Raw genomic sequence first — 16,738 nt, 5'->3', positions numbered from 1 at the left:
GCCACCTGCTGGCGGCCGTGCGCCCGGCGGGAGCACGCGCCGCCCGACCCGGCGCTGGGGCACAACGGCCCACAACCCCCCCTCGGGGGCCTGACAGGTGTACCTGCGGCACCTCCAGCTCGGCTCGTTCCGCAACTGGGACCGGGTGGACCTCACCCTGCGCCCCGGGCCGACGGTCCTCGTCGGCCGCAACGGCGAGGGCAAGACCAACCTGGTCGAGGCCGTCGGCTACCTGGCCAGCATGAGCAGCCACCGGGTCGCCAGCGACGCACCGCTGGTCCGTCAGGGCGCCGCGCAGGCGGTGGTGCGCGCGGCCCTGCGCCGCGAGGACCGCGAGCTGCTCGTCGAGATCGAGATCAACCCCGGGCGGGCCAACCGGGTCCGCGTCAACCGGGCGCCGCTGCCCAGGCCCCGGGAGCTGCTGGGCCTGGTGAAGTCGGTGCTGTTCGCGCCGGAGGACCTCGTGCTGGTCCGCGGCGACCCCGCCGAGCGGCGCCGGTTCCTCGACGACCTGCTGGTCAGCCGGACGCCGCGGCTGGCCGGCGTGCGCAGCGACTACGACCGGGTGCTCAAGCAGCGCAACGCCCTGCTCAAGACCGCGCGGCTGGCCCGCGGCAACGCCCTGGCCACCCTCGACGTCTGGGACGGGCACCTGATCGACCTCGGCGGGCAGCTGCTCGCCGCCCGCCTGCGACTGGTGGCCGACCTCGGTCCGCACGTGACCCGCGCCTACGCGGGGGTGGCCGGCGCCGACGCCGCGACGGCGGCGCTGGGCTACGCCAGCACCGTGCCGCTGGCCGGCGACGGCACGCCGCTGGCCGAGGGCGCCCGGCTGCCCGACGCCGCCGAGCTCAGCACGGCGCTGCGGGAACGGGTCGCCGAGCGCCGCGGCGAGGAGGTGGACCGGGGGATGACCCTGGTCGGGCCGCACCGCGACGACCTGGTCATCTCCCTCGGCTCCCTGCCGGCCAAGGGGTTCGCCAGCCACGGGGAGTCGTGGTCGCTGGCGCTGGCCCTCAAGCTCGGCTGCTTCGCGCTGCTGCGCGCCGACGGCGAGGAGCCGGTGCTCGTCCTGGACGACGTCTTCGCCACCCTGGACGCCGACCGCCGGGCGGCCCTCGCCGCGGTGGCCCGGTCCGCGGAGCAGACCCTCATCACCGCCGCGGTGCTCGACGACGTCCCGGCCGAGCTGCGCGGCACGGTCGTGCAGGTCGCCGGTGGCCAGGCGGTTCCGCTGACCCCCGCGCCCGCCGAGGATGGGGCCGTGGACACCGCGGTGCTCGAGGAGGAGGTCCGGTGACCGCTGACCCCCCGTCCCGCCCCAGTGACATCGCCCGCGCGGCGCTGGAGGCGGCGCGTGCCGCGTCGGCGGCCCGGCCGCGCCCGACCCGGCGGCGGATCGCCGGGCCGCGCCGCGCCTGGACCGGCCCCCGGCCGGGGGACGACGACCCCCAGCCGCTGGGCCGGCTGGTCGACTCGCTGGTCACCGCGCAGGACTGGAGCGCCCACACCAAGGTGGGTGCGGTCTTCGGCCGCTGGTCGGCGCTGGTCGGCCCGGACATCGCCGCGCACTGCACCCCGCAGACCCTCACCGAGGGCGAACTGCTGGTCGTCGCCGAGTCCACCGCGTGGGCGACGCAACTGCGGCTGCTCGCCCCGACGATCCTCGGCCGGCTCCGCGCCCAGGTGGGCGGGGACGTCGTGACCCGCCTGCGCGTTGTCGGACCGACGGCCCCCAGCTGGAAGAAGGGCCCGCGGTCGGTCCGCGGGCGGGGGCCCCGGGACACGTACGGATAGGAGCCGGCCCGAGGCGGGTCGCTCCGGGAGGACGGTGCAGCGATGAGCAGCCCGCGCGACCGCGACGGCTTCGACGACCGGCCCGACGACGGCAGTGGCTGGCGGGAGCCCTCCCACCTGGGCGAGGGCGACGCCGCGCAGCCGGCGCCCGGTCCCGCCGCGGGGCGTCCCGACGACCCGGCCGGTGCGCAGCGCCCGGCCGACGACGGCACCTCCTGGCAGCCGCCGGGCTGGGACCTGCCGGCCGCCGAGCCCGCCCGGCCGGGCCCGTCCCGCGGCGGACCCGGCTCTCCGGTCGAGCCGGAGGACGACCGGTCGCCGTCCGGTGGGCCGTGGGGGCCGCCGCCCGCGGAGCAGCCGGCCCGCGGCGGCCTGTTCGGCAGCCGGCGGCCGCGGCAGCCCGGTGAGGTCGAGCGCGTCTTCGCGTACCAGGGCGACCCCGTGGGCGCCCAGGGGTGGGCACTGCAGCACGGGTGGGAGATCTCCGACGGCACCGGACCCGAGGACGCCGTCCTCGCCGAGCTGGTGGCCTCCGCGCCGGTCCGGGCGACGAGGGACCACCGGCCGGCCGGGGTGATGCGCGGCCGCTACGGGTCGACCGAGCTGGTCGCCTTCGACGTCCTCTACGCGTCCGGGCGGTACGCGGTGCCGGAGTACGCGATCACCGCCGCGCCCGTGCTCATCCCCGTGCCGCGGCTGCGGCTCTCACCGGCCCGCTTCTGGAAGCACCGCACCGGTGGGCTGGTGCAGGTGCCCAGCGGCGATCCGGAGTTCGACGCGCGGTGGGTGCTGCTCGCCGCCGAGGACGGCCCGGTCACGCGCCGGCTGGCGGAGGACGCGACGGTGCGCGGCCTGCTGCTGGCCACCGACGACGGTGACGAGTTCTGGACGTCGGCCGGGCAGGGCTCCGCGTGGGCGGGCGGCTTCGTCGCCGCGATCCGGCCCGACGGTCACCGGCCCGAGCTCATCGAGCACCACGCCCGGCTGCTGACCGCGATCGTCGGCGCCCTCGCCGCCGGCTCGTGACCGACCCCGCCGACCCCGCTCCCGTTCCGGCGGCCGGTCCGGAGCCCGCCCCCTCCGCCGGACTCCGCGAGCTGCTCCCGCTGCTGCGCCCGCACCGGGGGCCGCTGCTGGGGGCCGCCGCGCTCTCCCTCGTGGCGGCCGCCGGCGCGCTGGCCCAGCCGGCGCTGGTGGCCCGCGTCATCGAGGCGGTCGGGGCCGGGCGGGCCCTGCTGCCGGCGGTGGTCGCGCTGGTCGTCGTCCTCGTGGCCGCCTCGGCGCTGTCGGCGTTCCAGCAGTACCTGCTGCAGCGCACCGCCGAGGGCGTGGTGCTCACCACCCGCCGGACCGTGGCCGACCGGCTGCTGCGGCTGCCCATCGCCGAGTACGACCGGCGGCGCACCGGGGACCTCATGTCGCGGGTGGGCGCGGACACCACGCTGCTGCGGGCCACGGTCACCTCCGGCGTCGTCGACATCGCCGGGTCGGTCGTCGTCGGCGTCGGCGCGCTCGTGGCGATGGCGCTGGTCGACGGCTGGCTGCTGCTGGTCACCGTCGTCGCGGTCGCCGTCGGCGTGGCCGTCGTCGCCTCGGTGGCCCGGGGCGTGCGCCGGCTGTCGCGGCAGGCGCAGGAGGAGGTCGGCGCGATGAGCGCCGCGGTGGAGCGGGCGCTGTCGGCGGTCCGCACCATCCGCGCGAGCGGCGCCACCACCCGCGAGGTGGACGTGGTCGGCACGAGCGCGGGCCGGGCCTACACGGCCGGTGTGCGGGTGGCCCGGCTGGAGGCGCTGGTCTCCCCGGCCGGCTCGATCGCCGTCCAGGGCGCGTTCCTCGCCGTCCTCGGCCTCGGCGGGTACCGGGTGGCCGCGGGCACGATCGCCGTCGCCGACCTGGTCGCGTTCATCCTGTACCTGTTCCTGCTGGTGATGCCGCTGGGCCAGGCGATCGGGGCGTGGACCCAGCTGCAGACCGGCCTGGGTGCGCTGGCCCGCATCCAGGAGGTGCTCGGCCTGGACCCCGAGGAGGACGGCCGGCCCGAACGCGGCGGCGCCGCCGTCGCCGTGCCCGCCGCGCCGTCGTCCCGGGAGGTCCCGCTGCTCGAGCTGGACGGCGTCTCCTTCGCCTACCCGGACGGCACCGAGGTGCTGCGGGAGGTGTCGCTGGCGGTGCCGGCCGGCGGCCGGGTGGCGCTGGTGGGCCCCTCGGGTGCGGGCAAGTCGACGGTGCTCGCGCTGGTCGAGGGCTTCTACCCGCTGACCGGTGGGGCGATCCGCTGGGCCGGCACCGACGTGCGGGACCTGCCCCGGGCGGGGCTGCGGGGGCGGCTGGGCTACGTCGAGCAGGAGGCCCCGGTGCTCGCGGGCTCGGTGCGCGACAACCTGCTGCTGGCCGCGCCGGAGGCCACCGACCCGGAGCTGTGGGCGGTGCTCGCCGACGTCGGGCTCACCGACGTGGTGCAGCGCTCCCCGCGCGGGCTCGACGTCCCGGTGGGGGACGAGGGCGTCCTGCTCTCGGGCGGGGAGCGGCAGCGGCTGGCGATCGCCCGGTCGCTGCTGGCCCGGCCGGCGCTGCTGCTGCTCGACGAGCCCACCGCCAGCCTCGACGCCCGCAACGAGCAGCTGCTGCGGCAGACCCTCGCCGCGGCCGCCGAGGACCGCGCGCTGCTCGTGGTGGCCCACCGGCTGTCCACGGTGCTCGACAGCGACCAGATCGTGGTGCTCGACGGCGGCCGCGTGGTGGCCCGCGGCACGCACCCGGAGCTGGTCGAGTCCAGCCCCCTCTACCGCGAGCTCGCCGCCGCCCAGCTGCTGGTGTGAGCTGCGGGCTCCCGAGCGGGTGCGCTGACGAGGGGTCCCCGGCCGCGGGACCCCGCGTCGGCGCCCACGGTCACGCCGCCGCGGCCTGCTCCGCGGCCGGAGCCTCTGCGGCCCGGCAGGTGTTGCGCAGCATCCCGCCGAACACGAAGCCGTGGAACGGGACCAGCACCCACCAGTACACGTGCCCGAACAGCCCGTTCGGCTTGAACGTCGCCTTCTGCCGCAGCCGGGTGCGCCCACCCTCCTGTTCCACGTGGAACTCCAGCCAGGCCAGGCCCGGCACGCGCATCTCCGCGCGCAGCCGCAGCAGCCGGCCCGGCTCGAGCTCCTCGACCCGCCAGAAGTCCAGCGCGTCGCCGACGTAGAGCCGCGACGGCGAGCGCCGTCCCCGGCGCAGGCCCACCCCGCCGACCGCCCGGTCCAGCCAGCCGCGCACCTCCCAGGCCAGCCGGAACGAGTACCAGCCGTTCTCCCCGCCGATCCCCTCGACCACCCGCCACAGCGCGGCCGGTGAGGCGGCGGTCTCCCGGGTGCGCTCGTCGACGTAGAGGCTGCCGCCGGCCCAGTCGGGGTCGGTGGGCAGCGGGTCCGACGGCACCCCGGGGACCGACGCCGAGGACCACCGGGTGGCCACCGTCGCGTCGCGGACCCGCTGGATGGCCAGCCGCACGGCCTCGTCGAACCCGAGCAGGCCCTCGGGTGGGTCGGGCACGTACGCGGCGATGTCGTGCTCCCCGCAGACCACGGTGTTGCGCAGCGACTCCACCAGCGGCCGGGCGATGCCGGCGGGCACCGGCGTGACCAGCCCCACCCAGTGGCTGGACAGCGAGGGGGTGAACAGCGGCACCGGCAGGATCCGCCGCCGCGGCAGCCCGGCCACCGCCGCGAACCGCTGCATCATCTCGGCGTAGTCCATGACGTCCGGGCCGCCGATGTCGAAGCACCGGTGGACGTCGGGCGGCAGGGCGGCGCAGCCGACCAGGTAGCGCAGCACGTCGCGGATCGCGATCGGCTGGATGCGGCTGTGCACCCACCGCGGCGTGACCATCACCGGCAGCCGCTCGGTCAGGTACCGGAGCATCTCGAACGACGCGGATCCGGACCCGAGCACGACGGCCGCCCGCAGGACGACGGTCGGGACGCCGGAGGCGAGCAGGATCTGCGCCACCTCCGCGCGCGAGCGCAGGTGCGGGGACAGCTCCTCGTCGGCCGGCTCCAGCCCGCCGAGGTAGACCAGCCGCCCCACCCCGGCCGCCCGCGCGGCGGCCGCCACCACCCCGGCGGTGCGCCGGTCGGTCTCCTCGAACTCCGGGCCGGTGCCCAGGGCGTGCACCAGGTAGTAGACGACGTCGACCCCGGCGCAGGCGGCCGCGACCGCCTCGGCGTCCCCGGCGTCGGCGCGGGCCACCGCCACCCGGCCGGCCCAGGGGTGGTCGCGCAGCCGCTCCGGTGAGCGGGTCATCACCCGCACCCGGTGGCCAGCGGCCAGCAGCTCGGGCACCAGCCGCCCGCCGATGTAGCCGGTGGCCCCGGTGACGAGGCAGGTCTTCGCGGCGGTCTCGGCCATGCACCGAGTGTCGGCCGTCCCCGGAGGCGCCGCTCGGGTCGCGCTCGTGCCGTGCAGCCACCACGATCGGCGTGCCGGGCAGTGCAGTCGATCGCGGCCCTCCTGCAGGGCCCGCCGCGGGCGTGCGAGCGGCGGGGAGGAGGACCCTTCTCCAGCCGAGCAGGAGGCCCCATGGCTGACACCACCGAGGCGCCGGAACGGACCGAGGACGGTCAGCCCACCCTCAGGCGGGTCATGGGGCCCGGGCTGCTGCTGCTGTTCATCGTCGGCGACATCCTCGGCACCGGCATCTACGCGCTCACCGGGCAGGTCGCCGCCCAGGTGGGCGGGGTCGTGTGGCTGCCGTTCCTCGTGGCGTTCCTGGTCGCGCTGGTCACCGCCTTCAGCTACCTGGAGCTGGTGACCAAGTACCCGCAGGCCGCGGGTGCGGCGCTGTACACGCACAAGGCGTTCGGCGTCCACTTCGTCACGTTCCTCGTCGCCTTCGCGGTGATGAGCTCCGGCATCACGTCGGCGTCCACCGCCGCGCGGGCGTTCAGCGCCAACGCGGCGAGCGTGTTCGGGCTCCACATCGCCGACGGCATCGGGATCACCCTCATCGGCCTCGGCTTCATGGCACTGGTGGCGCTGGTCAACCACCGGGGCGTGGGGGAGAGCGTCAAGGCCAACGTGGTGCTCACCTGCGTGGAGCTCTCCGGCCTGCTCATCGTCATCGGGGTCGGCGTCTGGGCGCTGGGCCTGGGCGAGGGGGACTTCTCGCGGGTGACGGAGTTCGACACCGGCGACCGCTCGGTCATCGGCGGGGTGATCGCGGCGACCGGGCTGGCGTTCTTCGCGATGGTCGGGTTCGAGGACTCGGTCAACATGGCCGAGGAGTGCAAGGAGCCGCGGCGGATCTTCCCCAAGGTGCTGCTCGCCGGCCTGTGCCTCACCGGCCTCATCTACGTGCTGGTGTCGATCTCGGCGATCGCGCTGGTGCCGGCGAGTGACCTCAGCGAGGGCGACACCCCGCTGCTGCAGGTGGTCCAGGCCGGCGCCCCCGGCTTCCCCATCGGGATCTTCGGCGTCATCACCATGTTCGCCGTCGCCAACTCCGCGCTGATCAACATGCTCATGGCCAGCCGGCTGGTCTACGGCATGAGCCGCCAGCACGTGCTGCCGCCGCTGCTGGGCCGCGTGCACCCGCGGCGGCGCACCCCCACCACCGCCATCCTGTTCACCACCGCGCTGGCCTTCGGGCTGATCACCTTCGTCGGCGCGGTGCCGGCCCTCGGCGGGACGACGGCGCTGCTCCTGCTCGTCGTCTTCACCGTCGTCAACGTCGCCGTCCTCGTGCTGCGCAGGGACAGGGTGGACGCCGAGCACTTCCGCACGCCGACCGTGCTGCCGGTGGTCGGCGCCCTGGCCTGCGGCTTCCTCGCCACGCCCTGGGCCGGGCGCCCGGCCGAGCAGTACCGCATCGCCGGCGTGCTGCTGGTCATCGGCGTCGTCCTCTGGGGGATCACGGTGCTGATCAACCGCCGGACCGGCCCCGCCGTCCCGCAGCTGGACCCCGACCGGTTCACCAAGGGCGGCCCGGTCAACTGAGGCGGGACCCCTCCGCTCGCGGGCTCCGGTCGGAGTCGCCCTTCAGGGGTTGGCCCCGGCCGGTCACCAGATCGCCGGGGACGGCATGTCGACCCCCGGGCCAGCACCGGGGGTGGCGAGCGAGCCGGGAGTGGCACAGGAACGGCCTCAGGGCGTGGACGGCGGCATTCCTGTCGTCCCACCCGGTATCCTGGGAACGAGAAACCGCCAGCAACCGGCTCAGCGTCGTTCTGCGCCCCTCAGGGGTGCGACGCCGTCCGCGTCCAGCCCCCCGCCCGCGAGGCCGGGGAGCCGTGCGCCGGTTGCGCGACAGAAGGGCCCCACGTGGTCGCTCGACCCCAGACTGAGAACGCGTACTCCGGCAGCTCGATCACGGTCCTCGAGGGCCTCGAGGCCGTGCGCAAGCGCCCCGGCATGTACATCGGCTCCACCGGTGAGCGTGGTCTGCACCACATGGTGTGGGAGGTCGTCGACAACTCCGTCGACGAGGCCCTCGCCGGTCACTGCGACACCGTCAAGGTCACCCTGCTGGCCGACGGCGGTGTCCGGGTGGAGGACAACGGCCGCGGCATCCCGGTGGACATGCACCCCGTGGAGAAGCGGCCCACCGTCGAGGTGGTCATGACCATCCTCCACGCGGGCGGCAAGTTCGACGGCAAGAGCTACGCGGTCTCCGGCGGCCTGCACGGCGTCGGCGTCACCGTCGTCAACGCGCTGTCCACCGCGCTCGACGTGCGCATCTGGACCCACGGCACCGAGTGGCACCAGCGCTACGACATGGCCAAGCCCGGCCCGCTGGAGAAGATCGGCCCCACGAAGAAGCGCGGCACCCAGATCACCTTCTGGGCCGACGGCGACATCTTCGAGACCACGAACTACTCGTTCGACACGATCAGCCGCCGGCTGCAGGAGATGGCCTTCCTCAACAAGGGCCTGACCATCGTGCTGCGCGACGAGCGCCCCGGCCACGGCAAGGCCGAGACCGGCATGGCCGAGGAGGTCACCCTCGCCGAGGCCGCCCCGCAGCCGGGCGCCGAGGCCGAGGCGTTCGAGGCCACGGAGATCACCTACCGCTACGACGGCGGCCTCGAGGACTACGTCAAGCACATCAACGTCAAGAAGTCCCCGATCCACCGCTCGATCATCAGCTTCGGCGCCGAGGGCACCGGCAAGAACGACATGCGGATGAGCGTCGAGGTGGCCATGCAGTGGTCCGACGCGTACTCCGAGTCGGTCTACTCCTTCGCCAACACGATCAACACCCACGAGGGCGGCACCCACGAGGAGGGCTTCCGCACCGCGCTGACCTCCGTCGTCAACCGCTACGCCGAGGACAAGAAGCTCTTCAAGGCCAAGGACGAGAAGCTCACGGGTGAGGACATCCGCGAGGGCCTGGCCGCGATCGTCTCGGTGAAGCTCGGCGACCCGCAGTTCGAGGGCCAGACGAAGACCAAGCTCGGCAACACCGAGGTCAAGGGCTTCGTCCAGAGGATCTGCAACGAGCAGATCGCGCACTGGTTCGAGGCCAACCCGACCGAGGCCAAGACGATCATCAACAAGGCGGCCTCGGCGGCCCGGGCCCGGCGTGCCGCGCAGGACGCCCGCAAGCTGGCCCGCAAGAACCTGCTGAGCAACAACTCGCTGCCCGGCAAGCTGGCCGACTGCCGCTCCACCGACCCGCGGGCCTCGGAGATCTACATCGTCGAGGGTGACTCCGCCGGTGGGTCGGCGAAGTCCGGCCGCGACTCGATGTTCCAGGCGATCCTGCCCATCCGCGGGAAGATCATCAACGTCGAGAAGGCGCGCATCGACCGGGTCCTCAAGAACACCGAGGTCCAGTCGATGATCACCGCCTTCGGTACCGGCATCCACGACGAGTTCGACGTCTCGAAGCTCCGGTACCACAAGATCGTGCTGATGGCCGACGCCGACGTCGACGGCCAGCACATCCGCACCCTGCTGCTGACGCTGCTGTTCCGCTTCATGCGGCCGCTGGTCGAGGCCGGCTACGTCTACCTGGCCCAGCCGCCGCTGTACAAGATCAAGTGGGGCGGCAAGATCGGTGACGAGTACGTCTACACCGACAAGGAGCGCGACGCCGTCCTCAAGGCCGGCGCCGAGGCCGGCCGCAAGCTGCCCAAGGACGACGCGATCCAGCGCTTCAAGGGCCTCGGGGAGATGAACGCGACCGAGCTCTGGGACACCACGATGAACCCGGAGACGCGCATCCTGCTGCAGGTCACCCTCGAGGACGCCGCCACCGCCGACGAGCTGTTCAGCGTGCTCATGGGCGAGGACGTCGAGGCCCGCCGCAGCTTCATCACCCGCAACGCCAAGGACGTCCGCTTCCTGGACGTCTAGACGGACCCCCTCGCCTCGCTCCGCTCGACGCGGGTCCCCGCGAGGGGGCCGCGTCCTGCGACACCGTCCACCGAACCGGAGAGACCTGAACCGTGACCGAGACCCCTGCCCGCGACCGCGTCGAGCCGGTCGACCTCCAGCAGGAGATGCAGCGCAGCTACATCGACTACGCGATGTCGGTCATCGTCGGCCGCGCGCTGCCGGAGGTCCGCGACGGCCTCAAGCCCGTGCACCGGCGCGTGCTGTTCGCCATGTTCGACCAGGGCTTCCGCCCCGACCGCGGCTACGTCAAGTGCGCCCGCGTCGTCGGTGAGGTCATGGGTAACTACCACCCGCACGGCGACAGCTCCATCTACGACGCCCTGGTCCGGCTGGCCCAGCCCTGGGCGATGCGCTACCCGCTGGTGGACGGGCAGGGCAACTTCGGCTCGCCGGGCAACGACCCGGCCGCGGCCATGCGGTACACCGAGGCCCGGCTGACCCCGCTGGCCATGGAGATGCTGGCCAACATCGACGAGGAGACCGTCGACTTCCAGCCGAACTACGACGGCAAGAACCAGGAGCCGCTGGTCCTGCCCGGGCGCATCCCCAACCTGCTGATCAACGGCTCCGCCGGCATCGCGGTCGGCATGGCCACCAACATGCCCCCGCACAACCTCCGCGAGGTCGCCGCGGCGGTGTTCTGGATGCTGGAGAACCCGGACGCCGAGCCGGAGGAGGCGCTCACCGCCTGCATGCAGCGCATCCCCGGCCCCGACTTCCCGACCGCCGGGCTCATCGTCGGCCGGGAGGGCATCGAGGACGCCTACCGCACCGGCCGGGGCTCGGTGCGCATGCGCGCCGTCGTCACCGTCGAGGAGGACGCCAAGGGCCGGGTCCAGCTGGTCGTCACCGAGCTGCCCTACCAGGTCAACCCGGACAACCTGGCCGAGGCGATCGCCGAGGCGGTCAAGGACGGCCGGCTGCAGGGCATCAGCGAGATCGCCGACGAGTCCTCCGACCGCGTCGGCCGCCGGCTGGTCATCACCCTGCGCCGCGACGCCGTGGCCAAGGTGGTGCTGAACAACCTCTACAAGCACACCCAGCTGCAGACGACGTTCGGCTGCAACATGCTCTCCATCGTCGACGGCGTCCCGCGGACGCTGCGCCTGGACGAGCTGATCCGCTACTACGTCGCCCACCAGATCGAGGTCATCCAGCGGCGGACCCGCTACCGGCTGCGCAAGGCCGAGGAGCGCGCGCACATCCTGCGCGGTCTGGCCAAGGCCCTCGACCAGCTCGACGCGGTCATCACCCTGATCCGCAACAGCCCGTCGGCCGACGCCGCCCGCGGCGGCCTCATGGACCTCCTCGACATCGACGAGATCCAGGCCACCGCGATCCTCGACATGCAGCTGCGGCGGCTGGCCGCCCTCGAGCGGCAGCGGATCATGGACGAGCTGGCCGAGATCGAGGCCCGCATCGCCGAACTGCAGGCCATCCTCGACTCGCCCGAGCGGCAGCGGCAGATCATCCACGACGAGCTCGCCGAGATCGTGGAGAAGTACGGCGACGACCGGCGCACGAAGTTCGTGGCCAACGACGGTGACGTCTCCATGGAGGACCTCATCGCCGAGGAGGAGGTCGTCGTCACGATCACCCGCACCGGCTACGCCAAGCGGACCAAGAGCGACCTCTACCGGTCACAGCGCCGCGGCGGCAAGGGCGTCATGGGTGCGGCCCTCAAGCAGGACGACATCGTCGACCACTTCTTCGTGGGCTCCACCCACGACTGGATCCTGTTCTTCACCAACAAGGGCCGGGTCTACCGGGCCAAGGCCTACGAGCTGCCCGAGGCCAACCGCACCGCCCGCGGCGCGCACGTGGCCAACATCCTGGCGTTCCAGCCCGACGAGCGGATCGCCCAGGTCATGCAGATCAAGGACTACGGCGTCGCCCCGTACCTGGTGCTCGCCACGGCGAACGGCCAGGTGAAGAAGACCCGGCTGACCGACTTCGACTCCCCGCGCAGCGGCGGCGTGATCGCCATCAACCTGCGCGAGAACGACGAGCTGGTCGGTGCCGCCCTGATCGACCCCGAGCAGGACCTCCTGCTGGTCACCCGCAAGGCCATGTCGATCCGGTTCAAGGCCGATGACGCCGCCCTGCGGCCGATGGGGCGGGCGACCGAGGGCGTCCGCGGCATCTCACTGGCCCCCGACGACCAGCTGCTGTCGATGATCGTGGTCGAGGAGGGCGTCGACGTCCTCGTCGCCACCGAGCGCGGCTTCGCCAAGCGGACCGGCATCGAGAACTACCCGAACCAGGGCCGCGGCGGGAAGGGCGTGCTCACCGCCGACCCGAAGGCGCGCAAGGGCTCGCTCGTCGGCGCCCTCTCGGTGCGGCTCGGCGACGAGCTGTACGCGATCACTTCCGGCGGCGGGGTGATCCGGACCCCGGTCAACGGGGTGCGGCACAACAAGGACCGCGCCACCATGGGTGTCAAGCTCATGAACTTGCCGGAAGACGTGTCGATCGTGGCGATCGCGCGGACGACGGACAACGACGAGCCCGCCGCCTAGTCTGGACACGATGACGGAGGAGGTGCGGCGACCGAGCCCCCGGGCCGGGACACCGCACCTCCTCCGGTCACGCCACCACGGATCTGACCGGCGCCCGGGCGCCCCCGGCCGCGAGCCGGGACACCCGGGTACGAGGGAGCGGCGAGGGCCGCTGGGGAACGGGAGACTCGCATGAGCGACCGGACGCAGGGTTCGGTGCGCACCGGGTCCCGGCCTGGGGGCGCCACCGGTTCGACCAAGGCGCCGACCGGCCAGCAGCCCGCCGCCGACGGCGAGACGCCGGCCACGACCACCCAGCCCGCAGCCGCCACCGGCACCCAGCGCGTGACGCCGGCCGACGACACCGCGCCGGCCGACGGCACCGCGCCGGTCGCCCCGGCCCCCGTGATCGCACCGCCGGCGGCCGCCGAGCCCACCGCCGCGGCGGCACCGGCCACGGGTGCTCCCGGCACCGGTGTCGTCGCGGCGCCGTCCGCCCCGGCCGCCACCGGGACCCCCGCGGCGGGGTCGGCGGGCCGGCCCGGCAAGCAGAAGGCCGCCCGTGGCCCCCGTCGCGCCCGGCTGCAGCTGCGGCACATCGACACCTGGTCGGCGCTGAAGATCTCGCTGGTGCTGTCCATCGCGATGTTCTTCATCTGGATGGTCGCCGTCGGCGTCCTCTACGGCGTGCTCTCCGGCCTGGGTGTGTTCGAGACGCTCAACGACCTCTTCGGCCAGCTCGGCACCGCGTCCGGCGCGGACGGCAGCACCGAGGTCATCACCCCGGGCATCGTCTTCGGCGGCGCGGCGGTCATCGGCGCGATCAACATCGTGCTCATGACCGCGCTGTGCACCGTGGCGGCGTTCATCTACAACATGTGCTCGGACCTGGTCGGCGGCCTCGAGGTCACCCTGTCCGAGCGGGACTGAGCGGAGGGGGACGGACCCCCCTCCGACGGCCTCGGACGGGCCAGGTACGCTGTTCGAGGTCCACGGGCCTGTAGCTCAGGCGGTTAGAGCGCATCCCTGATAAGGATGAGGCCGGAGGTTCAAGTCCTCCCAGGCCCACCCGTGTCCCGGCGCCCAGCGCGCCACCCGGCCCGTCCTCCCGGACGGGCCGGCCCGCTCCGCAGGCCGGAGCCGGGGAACTCCCGTCGAGGAGGTACACCGCGTGCTGAAGAAGCTGGCTCTGGCGGCAGCCGGGGCAGCGGCCCTGGCCCTCGTCCGCAAGCGGTCCGCCGGCCGGACCGAGGCCGACCTGTGGGCCGAGGCGACCCGGGGCCCGCAGGCGGTCAGCACCCCCACCGCACGCTGACCCACCGGGGCACCCGCCCCGTCCCGGGGACGTAGCTCAATTGGCAGAGCACCGCCTTTGCAAGGCGGGGGTTAGGGGTTCGATTCCCCTCGTCTCCACTCCCCGGCCACCCCGACCGGCCCGACCTCCCCTCGGGGGACGGCACCCCCGCCCTGCTCGGCGGTGGCGGTCGGTCGCACCCACCCGTCCCGCCGCCGGTCGGCGTAGGGACCTCCGCCACTGGACGCCGGGACGCCCGAGGGTCACCGTCGGGGCCGCCGCTGGCCCACCGGCCGGGCGGGCCACGGCTCTGGAGTGAGGAGGAGCCATGGCACGGAAGACCATGGACTGCCGGACGATGCCGAGCGAGCGCAACTGCACCGTCCAGATCTCCGGCGAGGAGGACGAGGTCCTCGAGATCGCGGCGGCCCACGCGGTCGCTGCGCACGGGCACACCGACGGCCCCGAGCTGCGTGACGGGCTGCGGGCGGCCCTCCGCGACGAGGAGGCCCTGCTGGTCGAGCAGGGCTCCTTCCTCCAGCTCATCGAGTTCCGCGCCCGTGGCCTGGGCGAGTTCCGCCGGCTCGCCGAGGAGTGGCGCGAGCGCATGGGCCGCGAGACGACCGCCCGCTGGGGCGTGGTCGCCGCCGACCGCGACCGGCTCGACACCTACGTCGAGATCGTGGCCTTCCCCGACCACGCCTCGGCGATGCGGAACTCCGAGCACCCGGTGACCGCCGAGTTCGCCAAGCGGATGCAGGAGGCGACCGAGGGTGAGGCGTCCTTCCGCAACCTCGACGTCGCCGAGGTGCTGCGCATGTAGGAGGGCCCGTGCCCCCTGCTCCCTCCGCCCGCGGGCTCGCGGCGGACCCCGCACGGGGCCGCAGTCCGCTCCCCGCGGGCCGCGGGGAGCGGACCAGTGGGAGAGTGGACGTCGTGACCGAATCGACTCCCGCACGCCGCGCCGTGCTGCACACCAACCACGGCGACATCACCGTGGACCTGTTCCCCGACCACGCCCCCAAGACGGTCGCGAACTTCGCCGACCTCGCCGAGGGCCGCCGGGAGTGGACCCACCCGCAGACCCGCGAGAAGACCACCGACCGCCTCTACGACGGCACGGTCTTCCACCGGATCATCGACGGCTTCATGATCCAGGGCGGGGACCCGCTGGGTCAGGGCATCGGTGGCCCCGGCTACAAGTTCGGCGACGAGATCCACCCGGAGCTGGCCTTCACCAAGCCGTACCTGCTGGCCATGGCCAACGCCGGCCCGGGCACCAACGGCTCGCAGTTCTTCATCACGGTCGCCCCGACCACCTGGCTGACCGGCAAGCACACGATCTTCGGCGAGGTGGCCGACCAGGCCAGCCGCGACGTCGTCGACCGCATCGCCAAGGTGCCCACCGCCCGCGGTGACCGGCCGGTCGAGGACGTCGTCCTGGAGTCGGTCGAGGTGCAGCGCAGCTGACCACCGGCCCCGACGACGGGGGCGCCGGCCGGCCGCAGCCGGCGCCCCCGACGACCACCTGCTACCGGCACCCCGACCGGCCGACCCGCATCTCCTGCACGCGGTGCGGACGGCCGATCTGCCCGGAGTGCATGACCCCGGCCTCCGTCGGGTTCCAGTGCCCCCAGTGCGTGCGCGACGGCCAGGCCGACGTGCGCCGGCCGCGCCAGGCGCCGCTGCTGCGCCGGGCGAGCAGCCGGTTCGGCCTGGTCACCGTGAGCCTCATCGGGCTCAACGTCGCCATGTTCGTCGCGACGGCGGTTTCCGCGGGCCTGGCCGGGGCCAACCCCCTCGACAACCACTTCTCGCCGCTGTTCGCGCGGCTGGCGCAGATCCCGATCCTGGTCGAGCTGGGGGAGGACTGGCGGCTGCTCACCGCGGCCTTCCTGCACATCGGGCTCGTGCACCTGGTGCTCAACATGCTCGCGCTGCTGGTGTTCGGCTCCGAGCTGGAGCGGCAGCTGGGCCGCTGGCGCTACCTCGTCGTGTACCTGGTCTCGCTGCTCGGCGGGGCGGTGGCGCTGCAGCTGTTCGGCGACCCGGGGCGCGCGGTCGCCGGCGCCTCGGCGGCCATCTACGGGCTGCTGGGCGGCCTCGCGGTCGTGATGATCGCCCGCCGGCAGGACCTGCGGGGCCTGCTCACGCTGCTGGCGATCAACGTGGTCATCAGCTTCCTGCCCGGCGTCTCGCTGCTCGGCCACCTCGGCGGGCTGGTCGCCGGGTTCGCCGCCACCGGCCTGGTGGTCCTGGCCCGGCGGCGCACGGAGCTGCAGGTGCTCGGCCTCATGCTCCTGACCGCGGCCCTCGTCGTGGTGGCCCTGACCGTGCCGACGCTCGTCGTCCTGGGTTAGCGGGACGACCAGGCCAGCAGCGCCCGCGCGACGTCCTCCGGGTCGGCGCCGAGGTCGCGGCGGCCCAGCAGCACCAGGACGCCGTCGTCGTTCCCGCCCGGCTCGGCGTCCAGCTCCAGCAGCCGGGAGCGGACGCCGAGCCGCCGGGTCTCGCGCACCCGGACGCGCAGCCGGGACCACGGCAGCGTCACCGTGCCGGTCAGGGTGCGGACGGCGACGCCCGCGAGGCCGGCCGACAGCCGCGGCCGCAGCAGCAGGTCCCGCGCGGCCAGCACGAGCAGCAGCAGCGCGGCCCCACCGACGAGCACCCGCCCGGCCGGGTCGAGCACGACCGCGACCAGCGCCAGGACGACGCCACCGGCCGCGAGGGCTCCCGTCTGCGCCCGGGGGGCCGACCACTCCACGGCGTCCAG

The 16,738-nt window shown here is 74.0% G+C and carries 14 protein-coding genes, 2 tRNA genes and 1 pseudogene; 15 read left to right on the top strand and 2 right to left on the bottom strand.

The window, feature by feature from the left end:
* The first annotated feature begins 97 nt into the window (after positions 1-97).
* Genes recF through ACI79E_RS11680 form a run of 4 tightly spaced genes read left to right on the top strand, consistent with a single transcriptional unit; the run spans position 98 to position 4,616 of the window.
* Positions 98-1,300, top strand: a complete 1,203-nt coding sequence (recF, locus tag ACI79E_RS11695; RefSeq protein ID WP_456932709.1) for a DNA replication/repair protein RecF — start codon at positions 98-100, stop codon at positions 1,298-1,300.
* On the top strand, positions 1,297-1,797 hold the full coding sequence (locus tag ACI79E_RS11690) for a DUF721 domain-containing protein (protein WP_456932708.1): 501 nt from the start codon (positions 1,297-1,299) through the stop codon (positions 1,795-1,797). Before recF ends, ACI79E_RS11690 begins: the two co-directional genes overlap by 4 nt.
* Positions 1,798-1,839: 42 nt before the next feature.
* Positions 1,840-2,823, top strand: a complete 984-nt coding sequence (locus ACI79E_RS11685; RefSeq protein ID WP_456932707.1) for a hypothetical protein — start codon at positions 1,840-1,842, stop codon at positions 2,821-2,823.
* On the top strand, positions 2,820-4,616 hold the full coding sequence (locus ACI79E_RS11680; RefSeq protein WP_456932706.1) for an ABC transporter ATP-binding protein: 1,797 nt from the start codon (positions 2,820-2,822) through the stop codon (positions 4,614-4,616). The genes ACI79E_RS11685 and ACI79E_RS11680 overlap by 4 nt, the downstream gene beginning before the upstream one ends.
* A 70-nt stretch (positions 4,617-4,686) precedes the next feature.
* On the opposite strand, the gene ACI79E_RS11675 is transcribed toward ACI79E_RS11680, so the two are convergent.
* Positions 4,687-6,183, bottom strand: coding sequence for an SDR family oxidoreductase (locus ACI79E_RS11675; RefSeq protein ID WP_456932705.1), 1,497 nt, complete (start codon positions 6,181-6,183; stop codon positions 4,687-4,689).
* A gap of 171 nt (positions 6,184-6,354) precedes the next feature.
* Between ACI79E_RS11675 and ACI79E_RS11670 the strand changes: the two genes are divergently transcribed.
* The 11 genes and pseudogenes from ACI79E_RS11670 to ACI79E_RS11620 all read left to right on the top strand — a co-directional run bounded on the left by ACI79E_RS11670 (position 6,355) and on the right by ACI79E_RS11620 (position 16,325).
* Positions 6,355-7,770 (top strand): APC family permease, encoded by a 1,416-nt coding sequence (locus ACI79E_RS11670; protein WP_456932704.1) that lies wholly within the window; start codon positions 6,355-6,357, stop codon positions 7,768-7,770.
* Between the two features lie 324 nt (positions 7,771-8,094).
* Positions 8,095-10,131 carry a DNA topoisomerase (ATP-hydrolyzing) subunit B gene (gyrB, locus tag ACI79E_RS11665; protein ID WP_456932703.1) on the top strand — a complete coding sequence of 679 codons (2,037 nt, stop codon included), beginning with the start codon at positions 8,095-8,097 and terminating at the stop codon, positions 10,129-10,131.
* 92 nt (positions 10,132-10,223) lie between these two features.
* The gene (gene gyrA / locus ACI79E_RS11660; protein ID WP_456932702.1) at positions 10,224-12,692 is read left to right on the top strand and encodes a DNA gyrase subunit A; all 2,469 of its coding nucleotides are present in this window, start codon (positions 10,224-10,226) and stop codon (positions 12,690-12,692) included.
* Positions 12,693-12,863: 171 nt separating this feature from the next.
* Positions 12,864-13,601 carry a DUF3566 domain-containing protein gene (locus ACI79E_RS11655; protein WP_456932701.1) on the top strand — a complete coding sequence of 246 codons (738 nt, stop codon included), beginning with the start codon at positions 12,864-12,866 and terminating at the stop codon, positions 13,599-13,601.
* Between the two features lie 64 nt (positions 13,602-13,665).
* Positions 13,666-13,739: transfer RNA gene (locus ACI79E_RS11650), tRNA-Ile, on the top strand.
* 103 nt (positions 13,740-13,842) lie between these two features.
* Positions 13,843-13,986, top strand: a complete 144-nt coding sequence (locus ACI79E_RS11645; RefSeq protein ID WP_456921840.1) for a DLW-39 family protein — start codon at positions 13,843-13,845, stop codon at positions 13,984-13,986.
* A 25-nt stretch (positions 13,987-14,011) separates the two neighbouring features.
* A tRNA-Ala gene (locus ACI79E_RS11640) sits at positions 14,012-14,084 on the top strand.
* Positions 14,085-14,293: 209 nt separating this feature from the next.
* Positions 14,294-14,788: a DUF1059 domain-containing protein gene (locus tag ACI79E_RS11635; protein WP_456932700.1), complete on the top strand. Its 495-nt coding sequence runs from the start codon at positions 14,294-14,296 to the stop codon at positions 14,786-14,788.
* A gap of 113 nt (positions 14,789-14,901) precedes the next feature.
* A complete protein-coding gene (locus tag ACI79E_RS11630; RefSeq protein ID WP_456932699.1) occupies positions 14,902-15,435 on the top strand; it encodes a peptidylprolyl isomerase in 534 nt (177 codons plus the stop codon).
* Positions 15,432-15,560: pseudogene (locus ACI79E_RS11625) on the top strand (hypothetical protein); the annotation flags it as partial. The gene ACI79E_RS11630 and the pseudogene ACI79E_RS11625, both read left to right, overlap by 4 nt.
* Positions 15,561-15,566: 6 nt before the next feature.
* Positions 15,567-16,325 (top strand): rhomboid family intramembrane serine protease, encoded by a 759-nt coding sequence (locus ACI79E_RS11620; RefSeq protein WP_456932698.1) that lies wholly within the window; start codon positions 15,567-15,569, stop codon positions 16,323-16,325.
* Here the strand turns inward: ACI79E_RS11620 and ACI79E_RS11615 are convergent.
* A complete protein-coding gene (locus tag ACI79E_RS11615; RefSeq protein WP_456932697.1) occupies positions 16,322-16,729 on the bottom strand; it encodes a PH domain-containing protein in 408 nt (135 codons plus the stop codon). The genes ACI79E_RS11620 and ACI79E_RS11615 overlap by 4 nt on opposite strands.
* Between the last annotated feature and the right edge of the window lie 9 nt (positions 16,730-16,738).

The sequence above is a fragment of the Geodermatophilus sp. SYSU D00079 genome (assembly GCF_054050635.1).
This window is presented reverse-complemented; position numbering and strand designations above follow the sequence as displayed.